We start from the raw sequence: 19,254 nt of genomic DNA, 5'->3' as shown, positions 1-19,254 counted from the left end.
ATATAAAATAGGTTTCTAAATTATAAGTAGAGTGCCAAGACGTAAGAAAAATGAGGAAGAAAAAATCGCTAGTGAGAAGAATAGTAAAGAGGGCATGAAGAAGAAAAAATCTTCCAGTAGTAAAAAATCTGAGAAGTACGTAGATGCAGATAAGGTTTTGGATGAATATTTGGATGAGGTAGTTAACGCGTTAGGAATTTCCTATTTAAACCTTTCAAGAGAGGATCTGAAGGAGGTGTTAAGAGAGCCCTTTGCCATGGCGGTAGGAGAAGTGAAAACGAAGCCTAAAGTATCTACGATAATTAATAGGCTTAGAGCTATGGGAGACAGATTAATGGAAATTATATCATATAAACTCTTGCGTTTATATGATATAGAGAAACTTAGTGAAGACCAATTAGAGTTTATAGTAACTTATGGTAAAGGTGGTTTAATTCCCATAATGGATAAGCTGTATAAAGAATGCTTGAAGAGAAATAAAAAGGATTTAATTGATCTGTTACGAGTTACTTGGTCAATGTTAGCAAACGTCTTAAGATCTCCTATTAAATGTCCTAGATGTGAATTTGATTCGGTAATGCCAGATTTAACTTGTAGGATTTGCGGTTATACGTTAAGCATGAAGGAACTAAAAAATATCATACATGTAATTGATATATTACAAGATTTCTTAAGAATGGATAAGGATGGATTTAACGAGATCTTAAAATCGGGTTTCTTCTACTATACTTCAGAGGGACCTATTCCGCCATCTAGATTTAGACCTAGTCAAGGGCAAATATATTTTGAAGTCATTCTCAATAAGGAGGAGAAGAGTAAATTAGAGAGCATCTCGCGCAGTATTTTACCGGGGAGTTAATCATTCCTCCACAACCCTCGCATCTGTAATCTTTTCTTCCTATTTCAAGTAATTTTTTGGAATTATGGAAAGCGTGGAATAGTTCGTAATTTTCTTTTAACATGTCCCTTTCCCATGTTAGAATTTCATTAAAAATTTCATCCTTTGTCACTATTGCATTAGATTCATTATTTATGAAACCTTGTAATTCATATAAGGAGGTGTTATAAAATGGAATTAGAAATGAAATATTATTGACTTTGTATTCCAATCCTATCATTTGGATATAAGTATAATCTTGATTTGTTATTGAGTATACTAAGTAGGCCATCAAGAGGTCAGCTGTAAAAGGTAAAAAGATTTTATTTATTCCATTTTTTTCCGAAAACTGTTTACTTTTTATGATTAAGTTCCATATATCATCTAGGATAGAGTTTTGTGGTTCTAAAGTAATTTCGTAATACTGTAAATTAAATCTAGTGTAAATTTTATTTATTATATTTCTTAGAATTTCTTGAATAAAGCTTAGATAAGAGGGATAAGCAAATAAGATTTTGTCATTATGTACTATTATCTTTCTTGGGTAAAGTTCCCTCTTAATTCTCTTACCTATCTCGTCTTTGCTGCATATGCTACATAATCTTCTTCCTCCTACTACGTTTATAGCATCTCTTTTGTTACATCTTTCGCACATCATATTAGAGAAGAATGGATTTTCTATTAATTTAAAAAATTGCTTCACGGTTTGCTTGAGAGAAAAATTTTTATATAAGCGATACTAATGTTCTCACGGAACGGTGTTGTGAGGTATGGCATCTCCAGTCTTATTGCTTAAAGAGGGAACGAGTAGAACTACTGGTAGAGATGCGTTAAGGAACAATATACTTGCTGCAAAGACACTAGCCGAAATGTTAAGGAGTAGTTTAGGTCCTAAAGGTCTTGATAAAATGTTAATTGATAGTTTCGGTGACGTAACCATAACTAATGATGGCGCTACAATAGTAAAGGATATGGAGATACAGCATCCAGCAGCAAAGCTATTAGTAGAAGCAGCTAAAGCACAAGATGCTGAAGTAGGTGATGGTACTACAAGCGCTGTAGTATTAGCTGGTGCTCTATTGGAGAAAGCTGAAAGTTTATTGGATCAAAATATACATCCAACAATAATCATTGAGGGGTATAAGAAGGCATATACCAAGGCCTTGGAGTTACTTCCACAATTAGGAACCAAGATCGATATAAGGGATTTGAATTCTTCAGTTTCTAGGGATACTCTAAGAAAGATAGTATTTACTACACTAGCAAGTAAGTTTATTGCAGAAGGTGCTGAATTAAATAAAATAATTGACATGGTAATAGACGCAATAGTTAATGTTGCAGAACCTCTACCTAATGGTGGTTATAATGTGAGTTTAGACTTAATAAAGATAGATAAGAAGAAAGGTGGAAGTATAGAGGATAGCGTCTTAGTTAAAGGACTAGTATTAGATAAGGAGGTTGTGCACCCTGGAATGCCTAGAAGAGTCACTAAAGCCAAGATAGCTGTTTTGGATGCAGCATTAGAGGTAGAAAAACCTGAAATCTCAGCTAAGATAAGTATAACATCACCAGAGCAAATCAAGGCTTTCTTAGATGAGGAATCCAAATATCTTAAGGACATGGTTGATAAACTAGCGTCAATAGGTGCTAACGTTGTAATATGCCAGAAAGGTATTGATGATATCGCACAGCACTTCTTAGCTAAGAAAGGTATATTGGCTGTAAGAAGGGTTAAGAGGAGCGATATAGAGAAATTAGAGAAGGCATTAGGCGCGAGAATAATAAGCAGCATTAAAGACGCTACTCCCGATGATTTAGGATACGCTGAATTAGTTGAGGAAAGGAGAGTTGGAAATGACAAAATGGTATTTATAGAAGGTGCTAAGAACTTGAAAGCCGTAAATATCTTGTTAAGAGGTTCAAATGATATGGCATTAGATGAGGCTGAGAGGAGTATAAATGACGCATTGCATGCTCTGAGGAACATATTATTAGAGCCAGTAATATTGCCAGGTGGTGGTGCTATCGAGTTAGAATTAGCGATGAAATTAAGAGAGTATGCTAGAAGTGTAGGAGGTAAGGAGCAATTAGCTATAGAAGCATTTGCAGATGCATTAGAGGAGATACCTATGATTTTAGCTGAAACTGCAGGGCTGGAGGCTATATCTGCACTAATGGACTTAAGAGCTAGACACGCTAAGGGATTAACCAATACTGGTGTAGATGTAATAGGTGGGAAGATCGTAGACGATGTATATGCCTTAAACATCATTGAGCCTATAAGAGTAAAGGCTCAAGTGTTAAAGAGCGCAACAGAGGCAGCTACAGCAATATTAAAGATTGATGACCTAATAGCTGCAGCTCCATTAAAGAGCGAGAAGAAAGGTGGAGAAGGAAGTAAAGAAGAAAGTGGTGGAGAAGGAGGATCTGGTACTCCATCTTTAGGAGACTAAATATTTTTTATTAACTGAAACTTTAACGTTAGACTCTTCAGTGTTTTCTGTATATCCGTTTATTTCTTCCAACATTTTATCTGCTACTTTTTTTATGTCTTCGTCTGTATAATTATCTTTTATAGCTTCTAATAGTTTCTTTGTTACATCTGGGCCTAAAATTAAGCTAAGTTCTGTGAAGTCTGGACTTAATAGGAAATCTATTAGTTTTTTTGGATTTCCTCCGTAGGAGGAGAAGTTGTATTTAACTTCTGCCTCTCCTAAAATTCTTCTTGCTTCGTCTAACCTTTTCGAATCTATTGATAGTGGCGATAGGATCTTACTGGCTACATGTCTAAGGAAGTCCGGTTGATTCAACATTGTCGCCTAATAATGTTAATCTAAACACAGTAATATAAGTATACATTCATGATCTAGCTTCCTTCCCGCCTTAAAAGCTTTCGGCCTCATTCTTTATAAGACTTGGCTATGAAGAGATATTAATTATTTAATATTAGAAATATTTACTGCTCTATGCTATAACGCGTTGGTATAATGAAGAATGAAATTGATTTTAAAAATTCGCATAATGTTTAAAAGTAAGAAATGAGAAATGAACGTGAGTGTGTATTAGTATGAGTAATGAGACTAAGAAGAGAGGTAAGAAGTCGGCTTCCAATTCTGGTAACGTAGAAAACAAACTAAAGGTAGTCTATTCCGATAAAGACGTTATAGTAATGACTGCGCCAAATGAGGATGAATTAAAACAAATATTACTTGACTTATTAAATGAAAAGCCAATGAACCTAAAGGAATTACACAGTATGTTATCTGGAATTGCAAGCGAGGATAAGATAAGAAGAGCACTAGCGGATCTAGTTGAAAAAGGAAAAATTAACTTATCAGAAGACGGTAGGTATGTTAAGTTAGGTACCGAGTAAGGTCCTATATGGACATCTTTGGAATTCTTTGTTACATAATATGGTCTGTCGTGTTACTAAAACCCTTTTAATTGCATTGCAATACGCAATGAATCCTTTTTCACTCTTTATGAGCTGGTAATGTTCGCAACCGCTGTCTATAATATTTTCTAATGCGTTTATTTTTGGGTAAAATCTAATCTCTTGCTCAATGGTTTTATCTTCATTAAATTTCTCTAACCCCGTTTTGCTATCGCTCCCGTCGTCTAAGAAATATCTACAAGTTTTAAATTGACCAAAGCATCTATTGTTAGAAGTTACTATATCAGAAGGCTTATCTAATGCAGGTGATGTGCAGTAGCCATTCTTGTAATAGGGACATACGTTATGTTTCTGCAACTTCTCTCACAATTACATGTACTCCAACTAGATCACTTTCATCTTTATTTTCAGTCCACTGTGGCAAATGTAACCTAGTTATTACAATGTCATCCCCTATATGACTTAATGATTTTTTAATTTCTTGCTCATTAATTTTGGGATTTCCACTATAATCCTCTACTATTAGGATTTCCACCCTTTTCTTCATGGTTATATGATTCTAGTGAGTAAATATTAAAAATTATAAGGCATAAAACGTGATGTGGATATAATAGGAAGAGCTAAGAAAGAATTGGCGGAATATGTCGCTGCACAATTAGGTATAAGCGAGGAGGAAGTCTTTAAAAATATTACATATCCTCCTAGGGAAGAACTTGGCGACTTATCATTAGCGTTACCATCATTAATAAAGGGAAATATAAATGAGAAAGCGAAATTATTACAAGAATATAAAGGTGAGTTAATAGAGAGGATAGAAGTAGCCGGAATATATCTTAATGCGAGGCTTAATCTAAGAAATATTTTCGTGAGTATCTTTAGCAAACTAGACGATAGTTATGGACTGGAAAAAATCGAAAAGCCAAAAAGAATAGTAGTTGAACACACGAGCGCTAATCCTATACATCCGTTACATATAGGCCATTTGAGAAATACGATACTTGGAGATGCGCTTGCTAGAGCGTTAAAAGCTAGAGGTCACTCAGTTAATGTTAGGTTTTACGTTAACGATACTGGGAGGCAAGTTGCAGTTCTAATTTACGGCCTAAAACTTTTAGGTTTTCCTGATCCAGAGCCAAATGTAAAGAAGGATCTATGGTTGGGTATAATATATGCCATGACTAATGTAATTTTAGAAATTAGGAAGTTGAGAGAGGAGTTAAAGAAACTTTCAGAGTCAGAGTATAGGGAGAAAGTGAGAGAACTAGATGAGCTAATAGTAATAGCGAATGATCTAAGGAATAGAAATGAGGTACTTTTCGATAAGTTAGCAGACACTATAAATGCTAAGGAGGAGCCGGAGAAGGAGATAGGAGAAATCATAAAGAAATACGAAGAGGGTAATGATGAACTAAAGGGGATTATTAGAAAGTACATTAGTTATGCGCTAGAAGGCTTTAGTGAAACGTTATCCAAACTTAATATAAGATTTGACAATTTCGACTATGAGAGTGACTTGTTATGGGAGAAAATGGTTAATGAAGTATTAAAGGCCTTATTGTCTTCCTCGGCTAAAATACCATATAAGGGAGTAATAGCATTGGACTTAGATAGTTTCTTAGGTGATGAAGCTAGATCTAAGTTGAGAATTCCAAAAGGGCTCAAGATACCTCCTTTAGTGTTGATGAGATCCGATGGAACTACATTGTATACCGTTAGGGATATTGCGTATACAATTTTCAAATTTAATCAGTTTAATGCAGATTTTGTTATAAATGTGATCGCAGAAGAACAATACATTCCGCAAATACAATTAAGAGGTGCTCTAGAGTTACTCGGATATTCGAGATTTGCGGAAAATTTATTGCATTATTCATATGGGATGGTTAACATCCAAGGACTAAGAATGAGTGGAAGACTAGGAAAGATAATAACCATTGACGAGATATATGAAAAACTAGATAACATAGTTAGAAATAAGCTGAAAGAGAAAGGTGGTAATATGGAAAATATTGATGATATAGCAAATGCAGCGCTTAGATACGCAATTTTGTCAGTTTCTGCAAATAAGCCTTTATCATTTGATTTAAACAGGATAACCAGCTTTGAGCAGAACAGTGGACCTTATTTACAATATACTTATGCTAGAGCTGCTAACATATTAGCTAAATCTACTGAAAACTTATCTATGGACAAGGTAGACTTTAGTGATTTAGTTGGAGATAAGAGGAACATATTAATCTTGATAGCTAAATTCCCCGAGGTATTCAAGAATGCTGTAGATAACTTAAGGTTAGAAGATTTAGTAGCGTTTCTGAGAGAATTATCTGACATATTCAATAGTTGGTATGATAAAGAGAGAGTACTACAAGAACAAGATCCAAGGAAGAGAATGTTAAGATTATATATAGTAAAAGGAGTGTCAGTTGTATTAAAGAACGGGTTAAGCGTCTTAGGTATAAGGAGCTTAGAAAGGATGTAATTAGTTAAAATGAAATACAGAGGATATTTTTCTAACTGGTAGATATTAATCATTAATATAGACATCACTAGAGTTTTGTCACTGATAATATTTTGAAGTCTAGTTAAAATGGAGTATATATGTTATACCATGAAGGCTGGTATTTAACTCTAAAATCTTAATAATTAAATATGGTAGAGAGTATCATAAGGGGACCCGTAGCTCAGCTAGGATGGAGCGCCGGCCTTCGGAGCCGGTGGTCCCGGGTTCAAATCCCGGCGGGTCCGTAGTGGGGGGTACCCCCACACCCCCACTGCTATTTTTCAATTTCAGATACGATTCGACTACGTCGGCTAAAGGACCGACGTAACGCTCTTTCACCTCACCGTTTATCGTTTCCAACTTATAGACATAATACCGACCTTTTCTTTCGCGTAAAATATAGTCGCCGAATTTATATCTACGTTGTTTTTCCGTCATTTTCACGCCCCGTATTATAGTTGCCAATTCGCGTTTATAAGTATTGGCAACTCGTCAATTTTTGCCTTGATTTGCGTCGATTTGAAAGAAGAAGGCAAAGATTCCTCATTTGTGCGAAAAATCGAAAAAATTGCAGAGCGACAGAGAGAAATACAAACTGTCAACTAAATCGTCTATGAGAAAACGCTCAGATTGCTCAGTTCGCTCAGATTTTTCTACGCGTTCTACGCAAACTACGCAAACTCCGGTTGACAATCCAGTTGACGATTTCAATAAATCTCAGAGCAACAGAGAAAAATCGAACGTCAACTGAATCGTAAACTGAAAAAAGCAAAAAACGCGTCGTTTGCGTCGCAATTGCGACGCGTGCGACGCAAATCGCAAAAACTCCAGTTGACGATTGAGTTGACGATTTCAATAAATCTCAAAATGATAGAGAAAATTACAAATCGTCAACAGAAAACCATTCCTCACTTTTGCAAAAAACTGAATTTTGTCTAAACTGCTGCAGTTAGAAAATTCAAATCGACTTTAGGAATTCTTCACTAACTAAAAACTCACGTCCATGGCGACGTATCAAATAATAAACGCCCGGCGGGTATTTCCTATTATTATAAATGAAATACTTCTTATCATCACTGAGTTTTACGTTCACGCCATTCGATTTTAATTCACCGCGATCCGTAAGCCAAACCCAACCGACGATCTCATAATCGTCGTCGTCCTTTATCATACGTATTACGGGCGGATCGACCGTCCTATCGATATAACATTTCGCTTTGCGTAAGCATTCGCGTTGTTCGGGATCGTCAGGATTGTAACGTTTGCCTTCAACTTCATTTCGCACGAACATATTCAACACCATCAATTATATTGAACTCGACCAAGTCCTTCCGCTTTAATTTTTCTATAATATCGTCGCTGAACCAACCCGCTATATCCATTACGCGAACCCAACCACGCTCCTTCAAGAATTTATACGCCTCAATAACGCGATTAGTTTCGCCGTCGCTTCCCGGCACTCTTCCTCCGTCATTGCCTGACACGGCATTTTCTTTATTTCCTCCTCCGTCAGCGTCAGGGCGAAATTTGGCGTCGACGGCACCGACTAGTTCGCCCTTTTCGTCGCGGACTTCGACGATATCTTTATCGCTAACTAACGCCTTTATTCTTCGTCCTAATGCCGTTAAAGACCACGTGAAAGTATGATTATCATCTTTCGAACCTTCGACTATACCTTTGCGTTCTATATTCTTCAGTAAATTAAGTACGTACTGCTTTGACATTCTTAACGCGTCCGCAACTTCTTGTGTCTTCATACCGCCCGTATCTGGTAACGCCTCTATAATTTCTATATCGCGTTCTGTAAGACCTAAACCGTTATAGAATACGTCCAATTGGAAATTTGACATTACAAAATTCAAATCGTCCATATCCGCTTTCGCCTTACCTCTAGCGATAGCGACGGCTCTAACTAAATTTCGTAATACTTCCGCCGTCCTATTTACGGGCGACTTAGTAAGTTCGGCTAGTCTATCGGTAAATTTCATAATATCGCTTTCGACTGGTGATATGTCCGCCCATTCAGGGCGATTATGTAAATACGCCATAAATACCATTTTATCGATATCTGAAGTCTCCTCATTATTGCCCCTTTCTAATATCGACTTAATTACTTCGCGACTGTATACGTACTTCAGATATACGTTAAGTATTCTGTTCTCAAGTTGCTCTTTTTCGAGATCGACGTTATCGGCGACTGATGTCGAAATAAACACGGGTTGCCCTTCGATAGTTACTTTTTGCGTAACGTATTTTTCCCCGTCGTCAGTCTTTACTTTCACAGTTACGTACGTTGTTATCTTCTCTTCGCTTATCGCCTCTTTCAGATACGCGATATTTTGTTTATCGATTTGTTCAAGAAAGACTATTCTACCGTCGAAACTATCAATTCCAAGATATCCTAACGATTTTTCTGTAAAACGCGTTCCGTCAATTTTCATATCGTCGTCCGCGACAAACTTCAACACGCTCTTTACTACCGAAGATTTACCCGCACCCGATTGTCCTACTATATTGATATGAACACGCGATATGCCCCTTATTCTTCGCATTTGAGACGAAACGATAGACAGAAACGTTAATAACTTCAGTCGTTCGTATCCTACTATTTCGTTCGTTCTTTGAAGTATCCACTCAAATGGTTCGTTCTCTATCTCCGCTAACCTATCGGCGTACTTTTGCTTAACGTAGTCTAATAATGGCGTAACCTTAATCTCAAAACTCAAGTCGACGTATCTGTTTATCGTATCTGTGATTTGTTCTTTCGGCGGGTGTCGTCCAGTCACTCTAACTACTTCGCTTAATGTCTTTTCGCACCCTATCGTTTGTAGGCTATCGTCTGTCTCAAATACGTCCGCATTACATTCCCAAGTCTTGTCCTTATATCGTATCGTAATCTTCAATTTAGGTATCGTCTTTATCACGTCTTTTACTACGACGTCTTTATCGCCTATCTTCTCAATCGTTACGCGAACTTCTTTTCTGTTCTTTTCGTCTTTTACAATTATTTCATCAATTTGCGATTTATTGGAGATGTCAACTGAATCGTAATCTAGAGAGTTAGTAAAACGCGTCGCATGCGTCGCATTTGCGACGCGTTTGTCGCGTGCGATGCGTTTTTCTGTAGACGATCGTGTTGACAATTTGTATTTTTCGCTATCGCTCTGAGATTTTTTCGAATTCGCTTTTCCGTTTTTCGTTGCGTCTTCATCAGTCTCGTCTTCGTCCTCAAACCTTCGCCAATAGTCTTTCGGCAATAACGGCGTCATTTCTCCTCATCACCACCTTCGCCTTCTTCATCATTATCGTTGCTCTCATCACTCGTATCATTCTCGTCGATATATATCGCGCCTTTATCGTACCCTAAGACAACGATCCTTTTCCCTTCCAATTCGTCAATATTAACATCTTTCGGCAGGTTCAATATGACGTAATAATTGCCCAATTCTCTAGCTGTATATGATTTGTCTTTTGAACGATAGTATCCGTGTAACGGTATAATGGGTATTCCATAGCTATATTTCGATTCTTTCACTTCGCCCGCGATGATGAAAATCGCTTTTCTTGATGAAACCCAGACATATTTGACTTTCTTCCGTTCTCCCTTTTCTGAGCGATCGTTAACTTTTTTATTAGCATTTTGCTTAGATTTAAACAGACCCATTGACCCCACCTTTTTTCGATTAACGGCTTAACTTATGTCGTCCCCTCCTTGATTTTTTCTAGATCGTTTCTATGTTTTTGCGTATATTCCGTTATCGCAATTCTTATAACATCGCTCATCGTAATATCGTAACTTTTCGCGATAATTTCCAGTATTTTTCTTTCTTCTTCCGAAAGTTTTACGGCTGTATATACGCGGTTCACCATTTTTTGTAACACCTCTTAAACACTGTTCGAAAAACTTGTTAAAAAATATAATCGCAGGGATACATACACTCCGTTTTCTGTGAAAACCCGCACTCTTTTCACGCTCCCGTTTTGAACGTTTTTTATGTTGGCTTCAAACGAAGATGAAACCATCCCCGCGAAACTTTTCACTTTTGCGTCACCTCATTTTTCCGATTTTTTAATGCGTTGCCCCCCTCGTCCTTCGCGTCGTTCATGAATGCGTCGATTTTTCGACTTCTCATCTTTTTAACCAGCGCATTCGTAAGTCGCTTGTCGCTAAGTATTATATCAACAATATCATCGAAATACTCAATAACTATGTCTATCAGGTCGGCGTACTCGAATTCGCATTCGTCCACGCCGAACTCGTACGTAGCGTCTTCAGCGTACGGCAAATATTCGCCGAACTCTTTTTCACACCACGCGTGTTCTTCAATAAATCGATAAGGAATAGTGACGATCATATCTTCCCGCCCCTTCTTAACTCTTTAAACATGATTTTCCCCAAAACGCACGTACTACAATACTCTTTGAACATTCTCCTTACGCGTCGTCTATCGTTTTCCGCGTCGATTCTTCTCCTTATTACGCACTCTCTACCTTTGCAGATGCGTAAATAGTCGTAGTACAATCTGCTCATTTAGCTCACCTCGACAACCTCTAATTTTTCGCCCGCTAACTTTGCCTTTATCGTAAACATTAGTCTGTTATTGCCCTCAGCGTAGACTTTTACCAGAATCGTAACGTCGTCAATGACGAAGTAGTCGTACGATCCCCATGTCCTCATGTGGTCGTTTAACATCTTCTCGATTGCTCTCTCGATAGTATCCCAGTCTGCTTTTAGTAAACTCACAGTTCTCTCACCACCGTTTTCGGTTTTATAGACTCGTATAGCGGGTTATCTTTCAAAAAAACATTTTCGAATTTACCCCCTTTCGGGGCTTTTTGATTGAGGATTTCCGACTCCATTTTTTACTCCAAAATAGAGTAAGTTTTCCGGCTTTATAAACTTTTCTATAAACTTTTCCGACCGGAAAGCTTAAAAACGATTCCGACTAGAGATTATACTATGATAAAGCCGTATGTAAGACGCGGTTCTAGACCGGGCGACGAAACGTACTATCTTCACATACCCCGCGAATTTGTCAGAGCATTAGGTATATCGCCTAACGACGTCTTCGAACTGACTATCGATACTAAAGACGGGTTGACGCTTTGTTACAAGAGAATAAAGAAATAGAATTAGTCGACAAACTGCAGAAATAAACTCTATTAAAGGGGGTTGCGGGAGAAAAACAAACACTATCCCACTCTAATAAATAATTAATTTTATAAATTATTCACAAGAGAATGAAGGAATTATCGTCGTCGTTTCGCGTTATTTTACGTTGAATTCATGACAAAATGAAGAAAGTCGCGTTATTTTTTTGCATTATCGCGCGGAAAAATACAAAAAAGCTTTTATACTCCCCAGTCCAACATTATACTGGGGATTCCATGGTATGTGAATTTCTCCCAACAGATTATAAAAAAATGCTAATCGCGGTCGCTACGATAGACGACTTGATGAGAGCGGGCTATACTAAAGCGGGCGCATACAAAGCGAAAGAGCGCGGCGTGATAAGTGATGAGAAATGCGAGGCGCTAATTCAAATGTTAGGAGATAGAGCGCGCTCAATTGTTGTTGACGCGCTTAAACTATTCGCTATTCAGGTCGGATGTTATGTTTCGTGTTAAAACTCTTATTTTATCAAAAATAGGTGAATTGATATGGAACGAGACGAAGAGGAGTTAATTCGAATAATCAGGATGTGGTACCCGCTTTTTGAACTAGATAAAGAAGCGGTTATCATGATTCCGGACGAGTTAGTTTTTGATGTCAAAGATCTGGCGCGCAAATATGGCGTTAAAATACAAATCCTGAAAATGAGAAGAAGGACTAAGTACACGTTCGTTGCCTGGGTTCCACCAAAGAAAGAAGAGGAAGAAGAAGATGATGAAGAGACCGAAGTAGAAGTAATAGAAAAACAAGATCGTGACACTATTAAAGAGATGATATATGATTTTATAAAACAGAAGAAAGAATGTAGAGTAAATGATATCAAAAACTTTTTCTCGACAAAGGGAATAGAGGTAAGCGAAGATAAAATACGCGAAATGCTACGTGAACTTCATTCTGAGAAGAAAATACTATATAGAGACACGATAAAATTAATCGAAACGAGACGAGACGAGACGTAATTTTTTATTTTTTAACTCAACACGCGTCATTTTACTCATGAAAAGAGAAGGAGATATCGTAATTGTTGATGCCCCAGGTGGGGCGAAAGTAAAAATGAAATTAGAGGGGCGCACATTAAGAATAAAAGAATATATGAATGGAAACGAAAGAGCTAAATACGATGTGAGACTTAATGACGATGAATACGAACGTGTCAAAAACATTTTGAAAAACGCGAAAACTGATGAGGAAGTACTGCAGATTTTCGCGGGCGTAATGAGATGATATTTTTTAATCGGAAGCGTGATAATATCGACGTTGTGGAAAACGATGAGAATATAATAAAATTAGAGACTACAAACGGGGTCATAAAAGCGAAGAAAATTCTTAGCATTAACGGCAAACACGTAATCTATCAGGATCAGTACGGCAATGTAAAAGAAGCGCTTTTAAAGTGAAACGATTAAAATGGGGATTCTAACGAAATGTAGGATTCAGACCGCCGTTCTTTTTATCATCTTTTTTGTCACTCTTCTTGTAGAGGACTAGGGCTAATGTCAAGTATGGGATATAATATACGGGAATATGGTCTATCATTATATATTCGTTAGACCATGCATACGGCAATTGTCCTTTGAACACCCAATAGAAAGCATCTTCTAGCACCGAATATGTTAAAGCGTTAGCTATCCAAATCCTTAAGTTTCTATCAAATCCCGCGATTAATCCTACTAGAAGGACTAACAAATGATATGGAGAAATAATATTACCGCCATTGGTGAGATTAACGAAATAAGTTTCTAATAATGCGTATATTACACTTATCGCTATCGTTCTAGCTATACTTTCTCTTACTCGCATTTAACTCACGCTCAGTCACGATGAAGCCCAAACCCCGTTTTTAACCACTCTGCATACTTCTTATACTGCTCTTTCGCTATTCCGAAAAGCGAAACGTAGTGTTGCGTTAATACGCGGGTCGGTTTTCTGCCCTGGATAAAATCGATAATGTCGAGAGGTATCGAAAGTTCCGCCATCTTCATTGCGACGAATTTGCGGAAGTATTTTATCGCTAACGCGTCTCGACGCCTTTCGAAATCAGCTATAGCGTATTTCGTAATGTCGACTTTGCGTAACGGCGTTAAGTGGAAGACGTAGAAAACGCCCTTATATCCACGTTGCCATGCCAACGGGTAGTAACATAGCGTTGGGGTGTGGGGTATCCCCACTTCACATACGTCCTTTTCCGGTTCTTTCAAAACGCGTAGTATTTCGCTCAGTCTCGACCCCGACTCCAACGCTAAGCGGTAAACGAGATAGACGTTTTCGCTATAGTCTTTCGCCTTATTGAGCGTCCGCTTAATTTCCTCAATTGTCGGGATATAAATATCGGCATTAGTCCTCTTCACCTTAACGACCTTTAGTATCTTCTCAGCGAAATCATCACTTATTACTCCGCGTGAAGCTAAGAATTTCGCAAATAATCTATACGCTTTCTGAGCGTCTCTAGTTTCGCGAAACGGCTTAGATATTGCAGAAACATAATCTTTCGCAGTTTTTTCGCTTATTTTCCTTTCGTTTATGAGATAGTCGTAGAACGCCTTCGTATTGCCGTTAGTCGCGTATTGCCGTAAATTGGCAACTAACGCAATTTTACGACGTTCTACGCCCTCTTTTCCGCCTTCGGAGCCGGTGGTCCCGGGTTCAAATCCCGGCGGGTCCGTACACTTAAAGTGTGAAATGGTTCACGTCCGTTGCTTCAAAGCTAATGAAGAATTTTAGTTTTATTTATAGTGATAAGACTTACAACATTGGTTTAACTGGGGAGTTAATTACGGGCTATAAGCTTTTGCAAACTCCAGCTATAGTCTAAAAAAGTAAAATATTTCAGCAATTAACCAACTAGAGATAATTATTTACTAATTCTTGAAATATAGTGATATTTAGATATTATTTCTGAGAATTAGTATTCATTCAATATATTCTAAAACATTTAATCTTATAGATGAAATTTAATTGAGTTTAAAAACAGTGCGGGGGACGGGATTTGAACCCGTGCAGGCCTTCGCCAGCAGGGCCTAAGCCTGCCCCCTTTGACCTAGCTCGGGCACCCCCGCGCATTATAAAATAAAAATTGAGATTTAAAAAAGCTAGTCCTTTACTGTCTCTAAAATGGAAACAACGTTCCAGATGGAAATTCTAGCATGAGTAGGCATATTAGGATCTTGACTTATATCTTCCAAAATTCCAATCGCGTTTGCAGCCCTTACTGCAGGACTTAAACCAAGGTCTTGAAGATTTCTTATTGCATCAGTTGCTGCTCTTCTAATGTTTCTGGGAACGCTCGTATCATTAACTATCTTCTGTAATAAAATTACTGCTTGTTTTATCTTAGCTTCATTGTCATAAGGCATTGACATGTCAAAACACCTCTATTACTTTTTAATATTAGGGAGTTTAAGAATTATTTATGACTAACGAAAGTGAGGTAGGTGTTAAGAAGGCTGCTGAACTTTTACGTCAAGGCGCTACAATGTTAGAAGAGGCTTGTCCTATATGCAAAATGCCGCTATTTAAATTGAAAAATGGTGATGTTGTATGTCCAGTTCACGGGAAAGTTTATATAGTGAAGAGTGATGATGAGGAGAAGATCGTAAAGAGAAATTTGCAGTTAGATGAAATAGAAAGTATATTGATTGATGGTCTATATTTAAGCGCAAAAAAGATGAAGGAGGATCCATTAGATTCTGAAAGGATAATTCAGATCATAAGGTATTTAGATGCATTAGAACGATTAAGGAAGATTAAAATAAATTCTTCTGAATAATTTTTATTGCTTGTTCTAATACTTCATTCTTATCCTTGCTTGCATCTACTACGTAGAAATTATATTCTTTTGCAAGTTTTAGGTATTTTTCCCTAACTTTTGCAAGGCTTTTAATCTTTTCTTCGAAGTTGAATTTATCATTTTTTATTCTACTGATAGCAACCTCAATTGGTAAGTCTAATAATATTACCATATCTGGTTTAGGGAAATAGGAATTCACCATTTTTATCCATTGCTCATCTACTCCTAGAGCCCCTTGATAGGCTATGCTGGAGAAATAATATCTATCAAGTATTATTAGATCAGCATCCTTTATTTTAGATAGCCAATTAACGTGTATTTCTCGGTCTGCTGCAAAGAGCAATACTAATAGGATTGGATCATTCCAGCCAATTTTTTCTATTAACTTTATTATATCTTCAGAAAATGGCTCTCTCGTAACAATCACGTTCAGTTTCATTTTAGATTCTAGATGCTCCTTTAATAGATTCGCAAGTGTTGTTTTGCCTGACCCATCTATTCCTTCAATTGCAATTAGCTTTTGCATTTTCTAAATCTAATTCTTCTTTCCTCAAATTTATCATTTAAGCTAATATACCCTAAAACTAACCCTGTAAACTTGTTTACTCTACTTAGTATTGTTATTTCGTTTTCTTTTAGGTCATCTAATAGGGCGGCTCCTATGACTTTCTTATTTTCTATTATGCCTAGTAATGCTCCTTTTAGTAAATTAAGTGGTATATAATAGTCTGTACATGGTTCTTCGTCTGATAATTGTATATACTCTCCCCATGCACAGTATAGAATGTTTGATATTTGTTTTCCTAATAAATTTTCAGATAGGGTTTTTATGTTTTTTGCTTCCTTAAAATATCTCTCATATTTTGCTATTCTATTTGCTTTTCTTTCAGATCTAGACTTATGCAGATTTACACTTTTTAAAAGAATTGCTTTGTTTCTATAATTTTCAGGTAATGAATCTTTTATTTTCTGATCAAATACTATTATATAATCAGGATCAATTGTGTATATTAATTCGAATTTGTGTAACATTGAATTTAGTCCAACAGTCCACCCATCAGTATCTATTACTGTTAGTCTTTCCTTTGGTGTTGTTCCATAGAGTCTCAATATTTTTTGAACATGTAGTCTAGGATTCGTTGAAGGTGTTATATCTCCAAAGAATTCTAGAGTATCATATCCAAGCTCCTCTAGATTAAGGGTTTTTCTCATCGGTTTTAATTCTGCTATGAAGGTTGGTAGAAATAAAGTGGATTGCCCAACATCTGCATCTATAATCTTCAAGTAAGAAGTGGCAAGATTGGTGAATAGATTGGTCAAGTAAGTCTTTCCGGAATCTACATTTCCTAGAAGCAATACTACTCCTACTGTGTTTATAATCTCTTCAACTATTTCATCCCATCTTAAATTTAAATTGTCTAACAGCTTTTTACAATCCGTCTCTAACCTTGTATTTTCATCATAAACAAGAGTATACGTCTTATCTGATGGTATTGTTAACAAATCGTTTTTCTGTATCTCTATTCCGAGTATTCTAGCCTCTCCCTCTAAAACTTTTATTGTACAAGGCCCTTGTATTATCTGTTCTTTTTTCATGAAGATGCCCTCAAGGCTATACTATACGCTGCTCTTATGTCTTTATCCTTTATCTGATTAAAGGGTGATTTCGCATTTGTGTACTTCTCGTCTATACTCTTTACATTTTCATAGATCATTGAGAGAACACTATATATTTCTTTTCCATATTTATTTCCAATACCTACTCCTATTATTTTTCTTTTTGCTGGGTATGTAATTAGGATTTCACTAATTGCGTTAATTAAAGGTTGAAGTCCATAAGATCTTCTATATTCTATCAATTCTCCATCTATTAGTGCAACAACAGTTAGATAGGGTGAATTGGTATCTATGCCTATTAGTAGTTCGTTGAATTCTTGTTTTCCCCTTGAGATAGCTATTATACGGCCCACATATCTAAGAATATCACTTCTTTCCTTTACTGAATCTATTACTATTTTCACTTCTCCATTCTCAGAAATCTGTATATTTCTTCTCTTTAGTTCATCTAATATGTTCTTATATACTTTAGGAGAATCAGCGATAATTGCTACATTTTTTATTTTCACATGTAAGATGTTTATTTAGTGAGTTATAAGCTTTGAATTTGTCAACATTTGTATTTGAAAGGGGAAATTTGGTGTCAATATACGGCGAGTCTGGGGTAGGAAAGACTAGTCTTTCGTTAGAATTGGCCTTGGAAATAAGGACTTCCGTTTTCATCTCGACTGAAGGTTCTCTTTTCGAGGCTAGGTTAGAAAAGATTAAGGTTGGTCAAGGAGTTTATTTCGCTTCTGTTAAAAGCAATATTGAACTATTTAATGGAATAATCAATTCTTTGGAATATAAGCCCAGTCTTATAGTAGTTGACACAATTAATACGTTTTATAGATATGAACGGAATGTACATAGTTTCTTAAAGCTATTAATTATTTTGAGGTCGATCGCCCAGTCTAACGTAAAAATTCTATTAGTTTGGGAAGTATCAGCCAATAATAAGGTGGCTGGGGAAAAATTTATGCGAAAGTTCTCCGATGATGTTTTGAGGATTACTAAATCTTATATTATAGGTAACCTTAGGAGATGTAAATTTAAGATAACTGAAAGGGGTGTAATTGGTTGTCTATAGCATACGATCTTTTATTATCAATTCTCATATATCTACCTGCATTTATCGCTAATGGAAGTGGTCCATTCATTAAAAGGGGGACTCCAATAGATTTTGGTAAGAATTTCGTAGATGGGAGGAGACTATTTGGAGATGGGAAGACCTTTGAGGGTCTAATTGTTGCATTAACTTTCGGTACTACAGTAGGTGTTATTATATCTAAATTTTTTACAGCTGAGTGGACTCTTATATCGTTTTTAGAGTCCTTATTCGCAATGATAGGGGATATGATTGGTGCCTTCATAAAGAGGAGACTTGGTATACCTAGGGGTGGAAGAGTTTTAGGTTTAGATCAATTAGATTTTGTCTTAGGAGCTTCTCTAATACTTGTGTTGATGCGTGTAAATATTACGTGGTATCAGTTTTTGTTCATATGTGGATTAGCTTTCTTTTTGCATCAAGGGACAAACTACGTTGCTTATTTGCTAAAAATTAAAAATGTCCCATGGTGAAGTAATATCATGCCAAAAAAGTATAACAGACTTTACAACGAGGTTATAAATAGCTATGTAATTTTGATTCTAATATTTATTTTAATTATTGGTATATTGGGAGTCATTGCTTTTCCCTATTATATTTCACCGTTAAATAACGGACAAGCATTAAATAGTGCTGGTTACCTTGCGCTAGGAGTTATTATAATAATATTTTTGCTCCTGGGAGTTTATTTCATGGAGAGAAATGAGCATAGTTTAGGTGCAATGTCAATTCTAATTTCGCTTATAATTTTGGTTTTAGCCATATGGTCTATATACGGAATTAATGCAGTAAAATCTATATTTGGGATATGAGATGATA

General features: G+C 36.6%; 30 protein-coding genes, 2 tRNA genes and 1 pseudogene. 14 read left to right on the top strand and 19 right to left on the bottom strand.

Going from position 1 to position 19,254, the window contains the following annotated elements; all coding sequences use genetic code 11:
• The first annotated feature begins 31 nt into the window (after nt 1-31).
• The gene (locus YN1551_RS07380) at nt 32-859 is read left to right on the top strand and encodes a hypothetical protein (protein WP_012713690.1); all 828 of its coding nucleotides are present in this window, start codon (nt 32-34) and stop codon (nt 857-859) included.
• Here YN1551_RS07380 and YN1551_RS07375 read toward each other — a convergent pair.
• On the bottom strand, nt 798-1,535 hold the full coding sequence (locus YN1551_RS07375) for a hypothetical protein (RefSeq protein WP_012713691.1): 738 nt from the start codon (nt 1,533-1,535) through the stop codon (nt 798-800). The two genes, YN1551_RS07380 and YN1551_RS07375, sit on opposite strands and share 62 nt — an antisense overlap.
• Before the next feature lie 112 nt (nt 1,536-1,647).
• On the opposite strand from YN1551_RS07375, the gene thsA reads away from it, so the two are divergent.
• Nucleotides 1,648-3,330: a thermosome subunit alpha gene (gene thsA, locus YN1551_RS07370; protein ID WP_012717476.1), complete on the top strand. Its 1,683-nt coding sequence runs from the start codon at nt 1,648-1,650 to the stop codon at nt 3,328-3,330.
• Here thsA and YN1551_RS07365 read toward each other — a convergent pair.
• Nucleotides 3,319-3,690 (bottom strand): hypothetical protein, encoded by a 372-nt coding sequence (locus YN1551_RS07365; protein ID WP_012711358.1) that lies wholly within the window; start codon nt 3,688-3,690, stop codon nt 3,319-3,321. The genes thsA and YN1551_RS07365 overlap by 12 nt on opposite strands.
• A 254-nt stretch (nt 3,691-3,944) precedes the next feature.
• On the opposite strand from YN1551_RS07365, the gene YN1551_RS07360 reads away from it, so the two are divergent.
• Nucleotides 3,945-4,250: a hypothetical protein gene (locus tag YN1551_RS07360; RefSeq protein WP_009992281.1), complete on the top strand. Its 306-nt coding sequence runs from the start codon at nt 3,945-3,947 to the stop codon at nt 4,248-4,250.
• On the opposite strand, the gene YN1551_RS15840 is transcribed toward YN1551_RS07360, so the two are convergent.
• Nucleotides 4,236-4,628 carry a hypothetical protein gene (locus tag YN1551_RS15840; RefSeq protein ID WP_012711359.1) on the bottom strand — a complete coding sequence of 131 codons (393 nt, stop codon included), beginning with the start codon at nt 4,626-4,628 and terminating at the stop codon, nt 4,236-4,238. The genes YN1551_RS07360 and YN1551_RS15840 overlap by 15 nt on opposite strands.
• Nucleotides 4,615-4,818, bottom strand: a complete 204-nt coding sequence (locus tag YN1551_RS07355) for a hypothetical protein (protein WP_010923144.1) — start codon at nt 4,816-4,818, stop codon at nt 4,615-4,617. Before YN1551_RS07355 ends, YN1551_RS15840 begins: the two co-directional genes overlap by 14 nt.
• 54 nt (nt 4,819-4,872) lie before the next feature.
• Between YN1551_RS07355 and YN1551_RS07350 the strand changes: the two genes are divergently transcribed.
• Both YN1551_RS07350 and YN1551_RS07345 read left to right on the top strand, forming a co-directional pair.
• Nucleotides 4,873-6,750 carry an arginine--tRNA ligase gene (locus tag YN1551_RS07350; RefSeq protein ID WP_012717475.1) on the top strand — a complete coding sequence of 626 codons (1,878 nt, stop codon included), beginning with the start codon at nt 4,873-4,875 and terminating at the stop codon, nt 6,748-6,750.
• A gap of 191 nt (nt 6,751-6,941) precedes the next feature.
• Nucleotides 6,942-7,016, top strand: a tRNA-Arg gene (locus tag YN1551_RS07345).
• Nucleotides 7,017-7,044: 28 nt separating this feature from the next.
• On the opposite strand, the pseudogene YN1551_RS15835 reads toward YN1551_RS07345, so the two are convergent.
• From YN1551_RS15835 to YN1551_RS17055, 8 genes and pseudogenes are all read right to left on the bottom strand, one after another.
• Nucleotides 7,045-7,209, bottom strand: a pseudogene (locus YN1551_RS15835) (putative integrase); the annotation flags it as partial.
• Between the two features lie 520 nt (nt 7,210-7,729).
• Complete coding sequence (locus tag YN1551_RS17445; RefSeq protein WP_238527877.1) at nt 7,730-7,942, bottom strand: hypothetical protein; 213 nt, start codon at nt 7,940-7,942, stop codon at nt 7,730-7,732.
• Nucleotides 7,943-8,045: 103 nt separating this feature from the next.
• A complete protein-coding gene (locus tag YN1551_RS07335; protein WP_048052308.1) occupies nt 8,046-10,040 on the bottom strand; it encodes a TrmB family transcriptional regulator in 1,995 nt (664 codons plus the stop codon).
• Nucleotides 10,037-10,435: a hypothetical protein gene (locus YN1551_RS07330; protein WP_012717472.1), complete on the bottom strand. Its 399-nt coding sequence runs from the start codon at nt 10,433-10,435 to the stop codon at nt 10,037-10,039. Before YN1551_RS07330 ends, YN1551_RS07335 begins: the two co-directional genes overlap by 4 nt.
• 32 nt (nt 10,436-10,467) lie before the next feature.
• A complete protein-coding gene (locus YN1551_RS07325; protein ID WP_012717471.1) occupies nt 10,468-10,641 on the bottom strand; it encodes a ribbon-helix-helix domain-containing protein in 174 nt (57 codons plus the stop codon).
• A gap of 167 nt (nt 10,642-10,808) precedes the next feature.
• Entirely contained in the window at nt 10,809-11,126 is a 318-nt protein-coding gene (locus YN1551_RS17060; protein ID WP_012717470.1) for a hypothetical protein, read from the bottom strand.
• Entirely contained in the window at nt 11,123-11,302 is a 180-nt protein-coding gene (locus YN1551_RS16560; RefSeq protein WP_012717469.1) for a hypothetical protein, read from the bottom strand. Before YN1551_RS16560 ends, YN1551_RS17060 begins: the two co-directional genes overlap by 4 nt.
• Nucleotides 11,303-11,464, bottom strand: a complete 162-nt coding sequence (locus tag YN1551_RS17055) for a hypothetical protein (protein ID WP_187146888.1) — start codon at nt 11,462-11,464, stop codon at nt 11,303-11,305. It abuts the gene before it with no gap.
• Between the two features lie 267 nt (nt 11,465-11,731).
• Here YN1551_RS17055 and YN1551_RS16555 point away from each other — a divergent pair, with 267 nt between their 5' ends.
• The 5 genes from YN1551_RS16555 (at nt 11,732) to YN1551_RS17435 (ending at nt 13,341) form a co-directional block, all read left to right on the top strand.
• The gene (locus YN1551_RS16555) at nt 11,732-11,902 is read left to right on the top strand and encodes an AbrB/MazE/SpoVT family DNA-binding domain-containing protein (protein ID WP_012717466.1); all 171 of its coding nucleotides are present in this window, start codon (nt 11,732-11,734) and stop codon (nt 11,900-11,902) included.
• Nucleotides 11,903-12,159: 257 nt separating this feature from the next.
• Complete coding sequence (locus tag YN1551_RS17440; protein ID WP_048052307.1) at nt 12,160-12,399, top strand: hypothetical protein; 240 nt, start codon at nt 12,160-12,162, stop codon at nt 12,397-12,399.
• 33 nt (nt 12,400-12,432) lie between these two features.
• The gene (locus YN1551_RS07305) at nt 12,433-12,903 is read left to right on the top strand and encodes a hypothetical protein (RefSeq protein ID WP_012717464.1); all 471 of its coding nucleotides are present in this window, start codon (nt 12,433-12,435) and stop codon (nt 12,901-12,903) included.
• Nucleotides 12,904-12,940: 37 nt separating this feature from the next.
• Entirely contained in the window at nt 12,941-13,168 is a 228-nt protein-coding gene (locus YN1551_RS07300) for a hypothetical protein (protein ID WP_012717463.1), read from the top strand.
• Between the two features lie 35 nt (nt 13,169-13,203).
• The gene (locus YN1551_RS17435; RefSeq protein WP_238527876.1) at nt 13,204-13,341 is read left to right on the top strand and encodes a hypothetical protein; all 138 of its coding nucleotides are present in this window, start codon (nt 13,204-13,206) and stop codon (nt 13,339-13,341) included.
• Nucleotides 13,342-13,360: 19 nt separating this feature from the next.
• Here YN1551_RS17435 and YN1551_RS07295 read toward each other — a convergent pair whose 3' ends face one another.
• The 4 genes from YN1551_RS07295 to YN1551_RS07280 form a co-directional block, all read right to left on the bottom strand.
• The gene (locus YN1551_RS07295) at nt 13,361-13,744 is read right to left on the bottom strand and encodes a hypothetical protein (protein WP_012717461.1); all 384 of its coding nucleotides are present in this window, start codon (nt 13,742-13,744) and stop codon (nt 13,361-13,363) included.
• Nucleotides 13,745-13,755: 11 nt separating this feature from the next.
• On the bottom strand, nt 13,756-14,535 hold the full coding sequence (locus YN1551_RS07290) for an integrase (RefSeq protein WP_048052306.1): 780 nt from the start codon (nt 14,533-14,535) through the stop codon (nt 13,756-13,758).
• A gap of 380 nt (nt 14,536-14,915) precedes the next feature.
• Nucleotides 14,916-15,000: transfer RNA gene (locus YN1551_RS07285), tRNA-Leu, on the bottom strand.
• 33 nt (nt 15,001-15,033) lie between these two features.
• Nucleotides 15,034-15,303, bottom strand: coding sequence for a UPF0147 family protein (locus YN1551_RS07280; protein WP_010923074.1), 270 nt, complete (start codon nt 15,301-15,303; stop codon nt 15,034-15,036).
• Between the two features lie 50 nt (nt 15,304-15,353).
• Here YN1551_RS07280 and YN1551_RS07275 point away from each other — a divergent pair, with 50 nt between their 5' ends.
• Nucleotides 15,354-15,710 (top strand): Sjogren's syndrome/scleroderma autoantigen 1 family protein, encoded by a 357-nt coding sequence (locus YN1551_RS07275; protein ID WP_010923073.1) that lies wholly within the window; start codon nt 15,354-15,356, stop codon nt 15,708-15,710.
• Here the strand turns inward: YN1551_RS07275 and tmk are convergent.
• From tmk to YN1551_RS07260, 3 genes are read right to left on the bottom strand one after another with little or no spacing between them, the layout of a single operon-like run.
• Entirely contained in the window at nt 15,688-16,257 is a 570-nt protein-coding gene (tmk, locus tag YN1551_RS07270; RefSeq protein ID WP_010923072.1) for a dTMP kinase, read from the bottom strand. The genes YN1551_RS07275 and tmk overlap by 23 nt on opposite strands.
• On the bottom strand, nt 16,245-17,327 hold the full coding sequence (locus tag YN1551_RS07265; RefSeq protein ID WP_012717460.1) for a Clp1/GlmU family protein: 1,083 nt from the start codon (nt 17,325-17,327) through the stop codon (nt 16,245-16,247). The genes tmk and YN1551_RS07265 overlap by 13 nt, the downstream gene beginning before the upstream one ends.
• Nucleotides 17,324-17,857 (bottom strand): hypothetical protein, encoded by a 534-nt coding sequence (locus YN1551_RS07260; RefSeq protein WP_012717459.1) that lies wholly within the window; start codon nt 17,855-17,857, stop codon nt 17,324-17,326. Before YN1551_RS07260 ends, YN1551_RS07265 begins: the two co-directional genes overlap by 4 nt.
• Before the next feature lie 32 nt (nt 17,858-17,889).
• Here YN1551_RS07260 and YN1551_RS07255 point away from each other — a divergent pair, with 32 nt between their 5' ends.
• From YN1551_RS07255 to YN1551_RS07245, 3 genes are read left to right on the top strand one after another with little or no spacing between them, the layout of a single operon-like run.
• On the top strand, nt 17,890-18,417 hold the full coding sequence (locus YN1551_RS07255; RefSeq protein ID WP_010923069.1) for an AAA family ATPase: 528 nt from the start codon (nt 17,890-17,892) through the stop codon (nt 18,415-18,417).
• The gene (locus tag YN1551_RS07250; protein WP_012717458.1) at nt 18,408-18,908 is read left to right on the top strand and encodes a CDP-2,3-bis-(O-geranylgeranyl)-sn-glycerol synthase; all 501 of its coding nucleotides are present in this window, start codon (nt 18,408-18,410) and stop codon (nt 18,906-18,908) included. The genes YN1551_RS07255 and YN1551_RS07250 overlap by 10 nt, the downstream gene beginning before the upstream one ends.
• A 9-nt stretch (nt 18,909-18,917) precedes the next feature.
• Nucleotides 18,918-19,247 carry a hypothetical protein gene (locus YN1551_RS07245; protein ID WP_010923067.1) on the top strand — a complete coding sequence of 110 codons (330 nt, stop codon included), beginning with the start codon at nt 18,918-18,920 and terminating at the stop codon, nt 19,245-19,247.
• The last annotated feature ends 7 nt before the right edge of the window (nt 19,248-19,254 follow it).

It is taken from the genome of Sulfolobus islandicus Y.N.15.51, from assembly GCF_000022485.1.
Lineage (GTDB): Archaea > Thermoproteota > Thermoprotei_A > Sulfolobales > Sulfolobaceae > Saccharolobus > Saccharolobus islandicus.
Note: the sequence above shows the minus strand (reverse complement) of the source record. Positions and strands in the feature narration are given on the sequence as shown.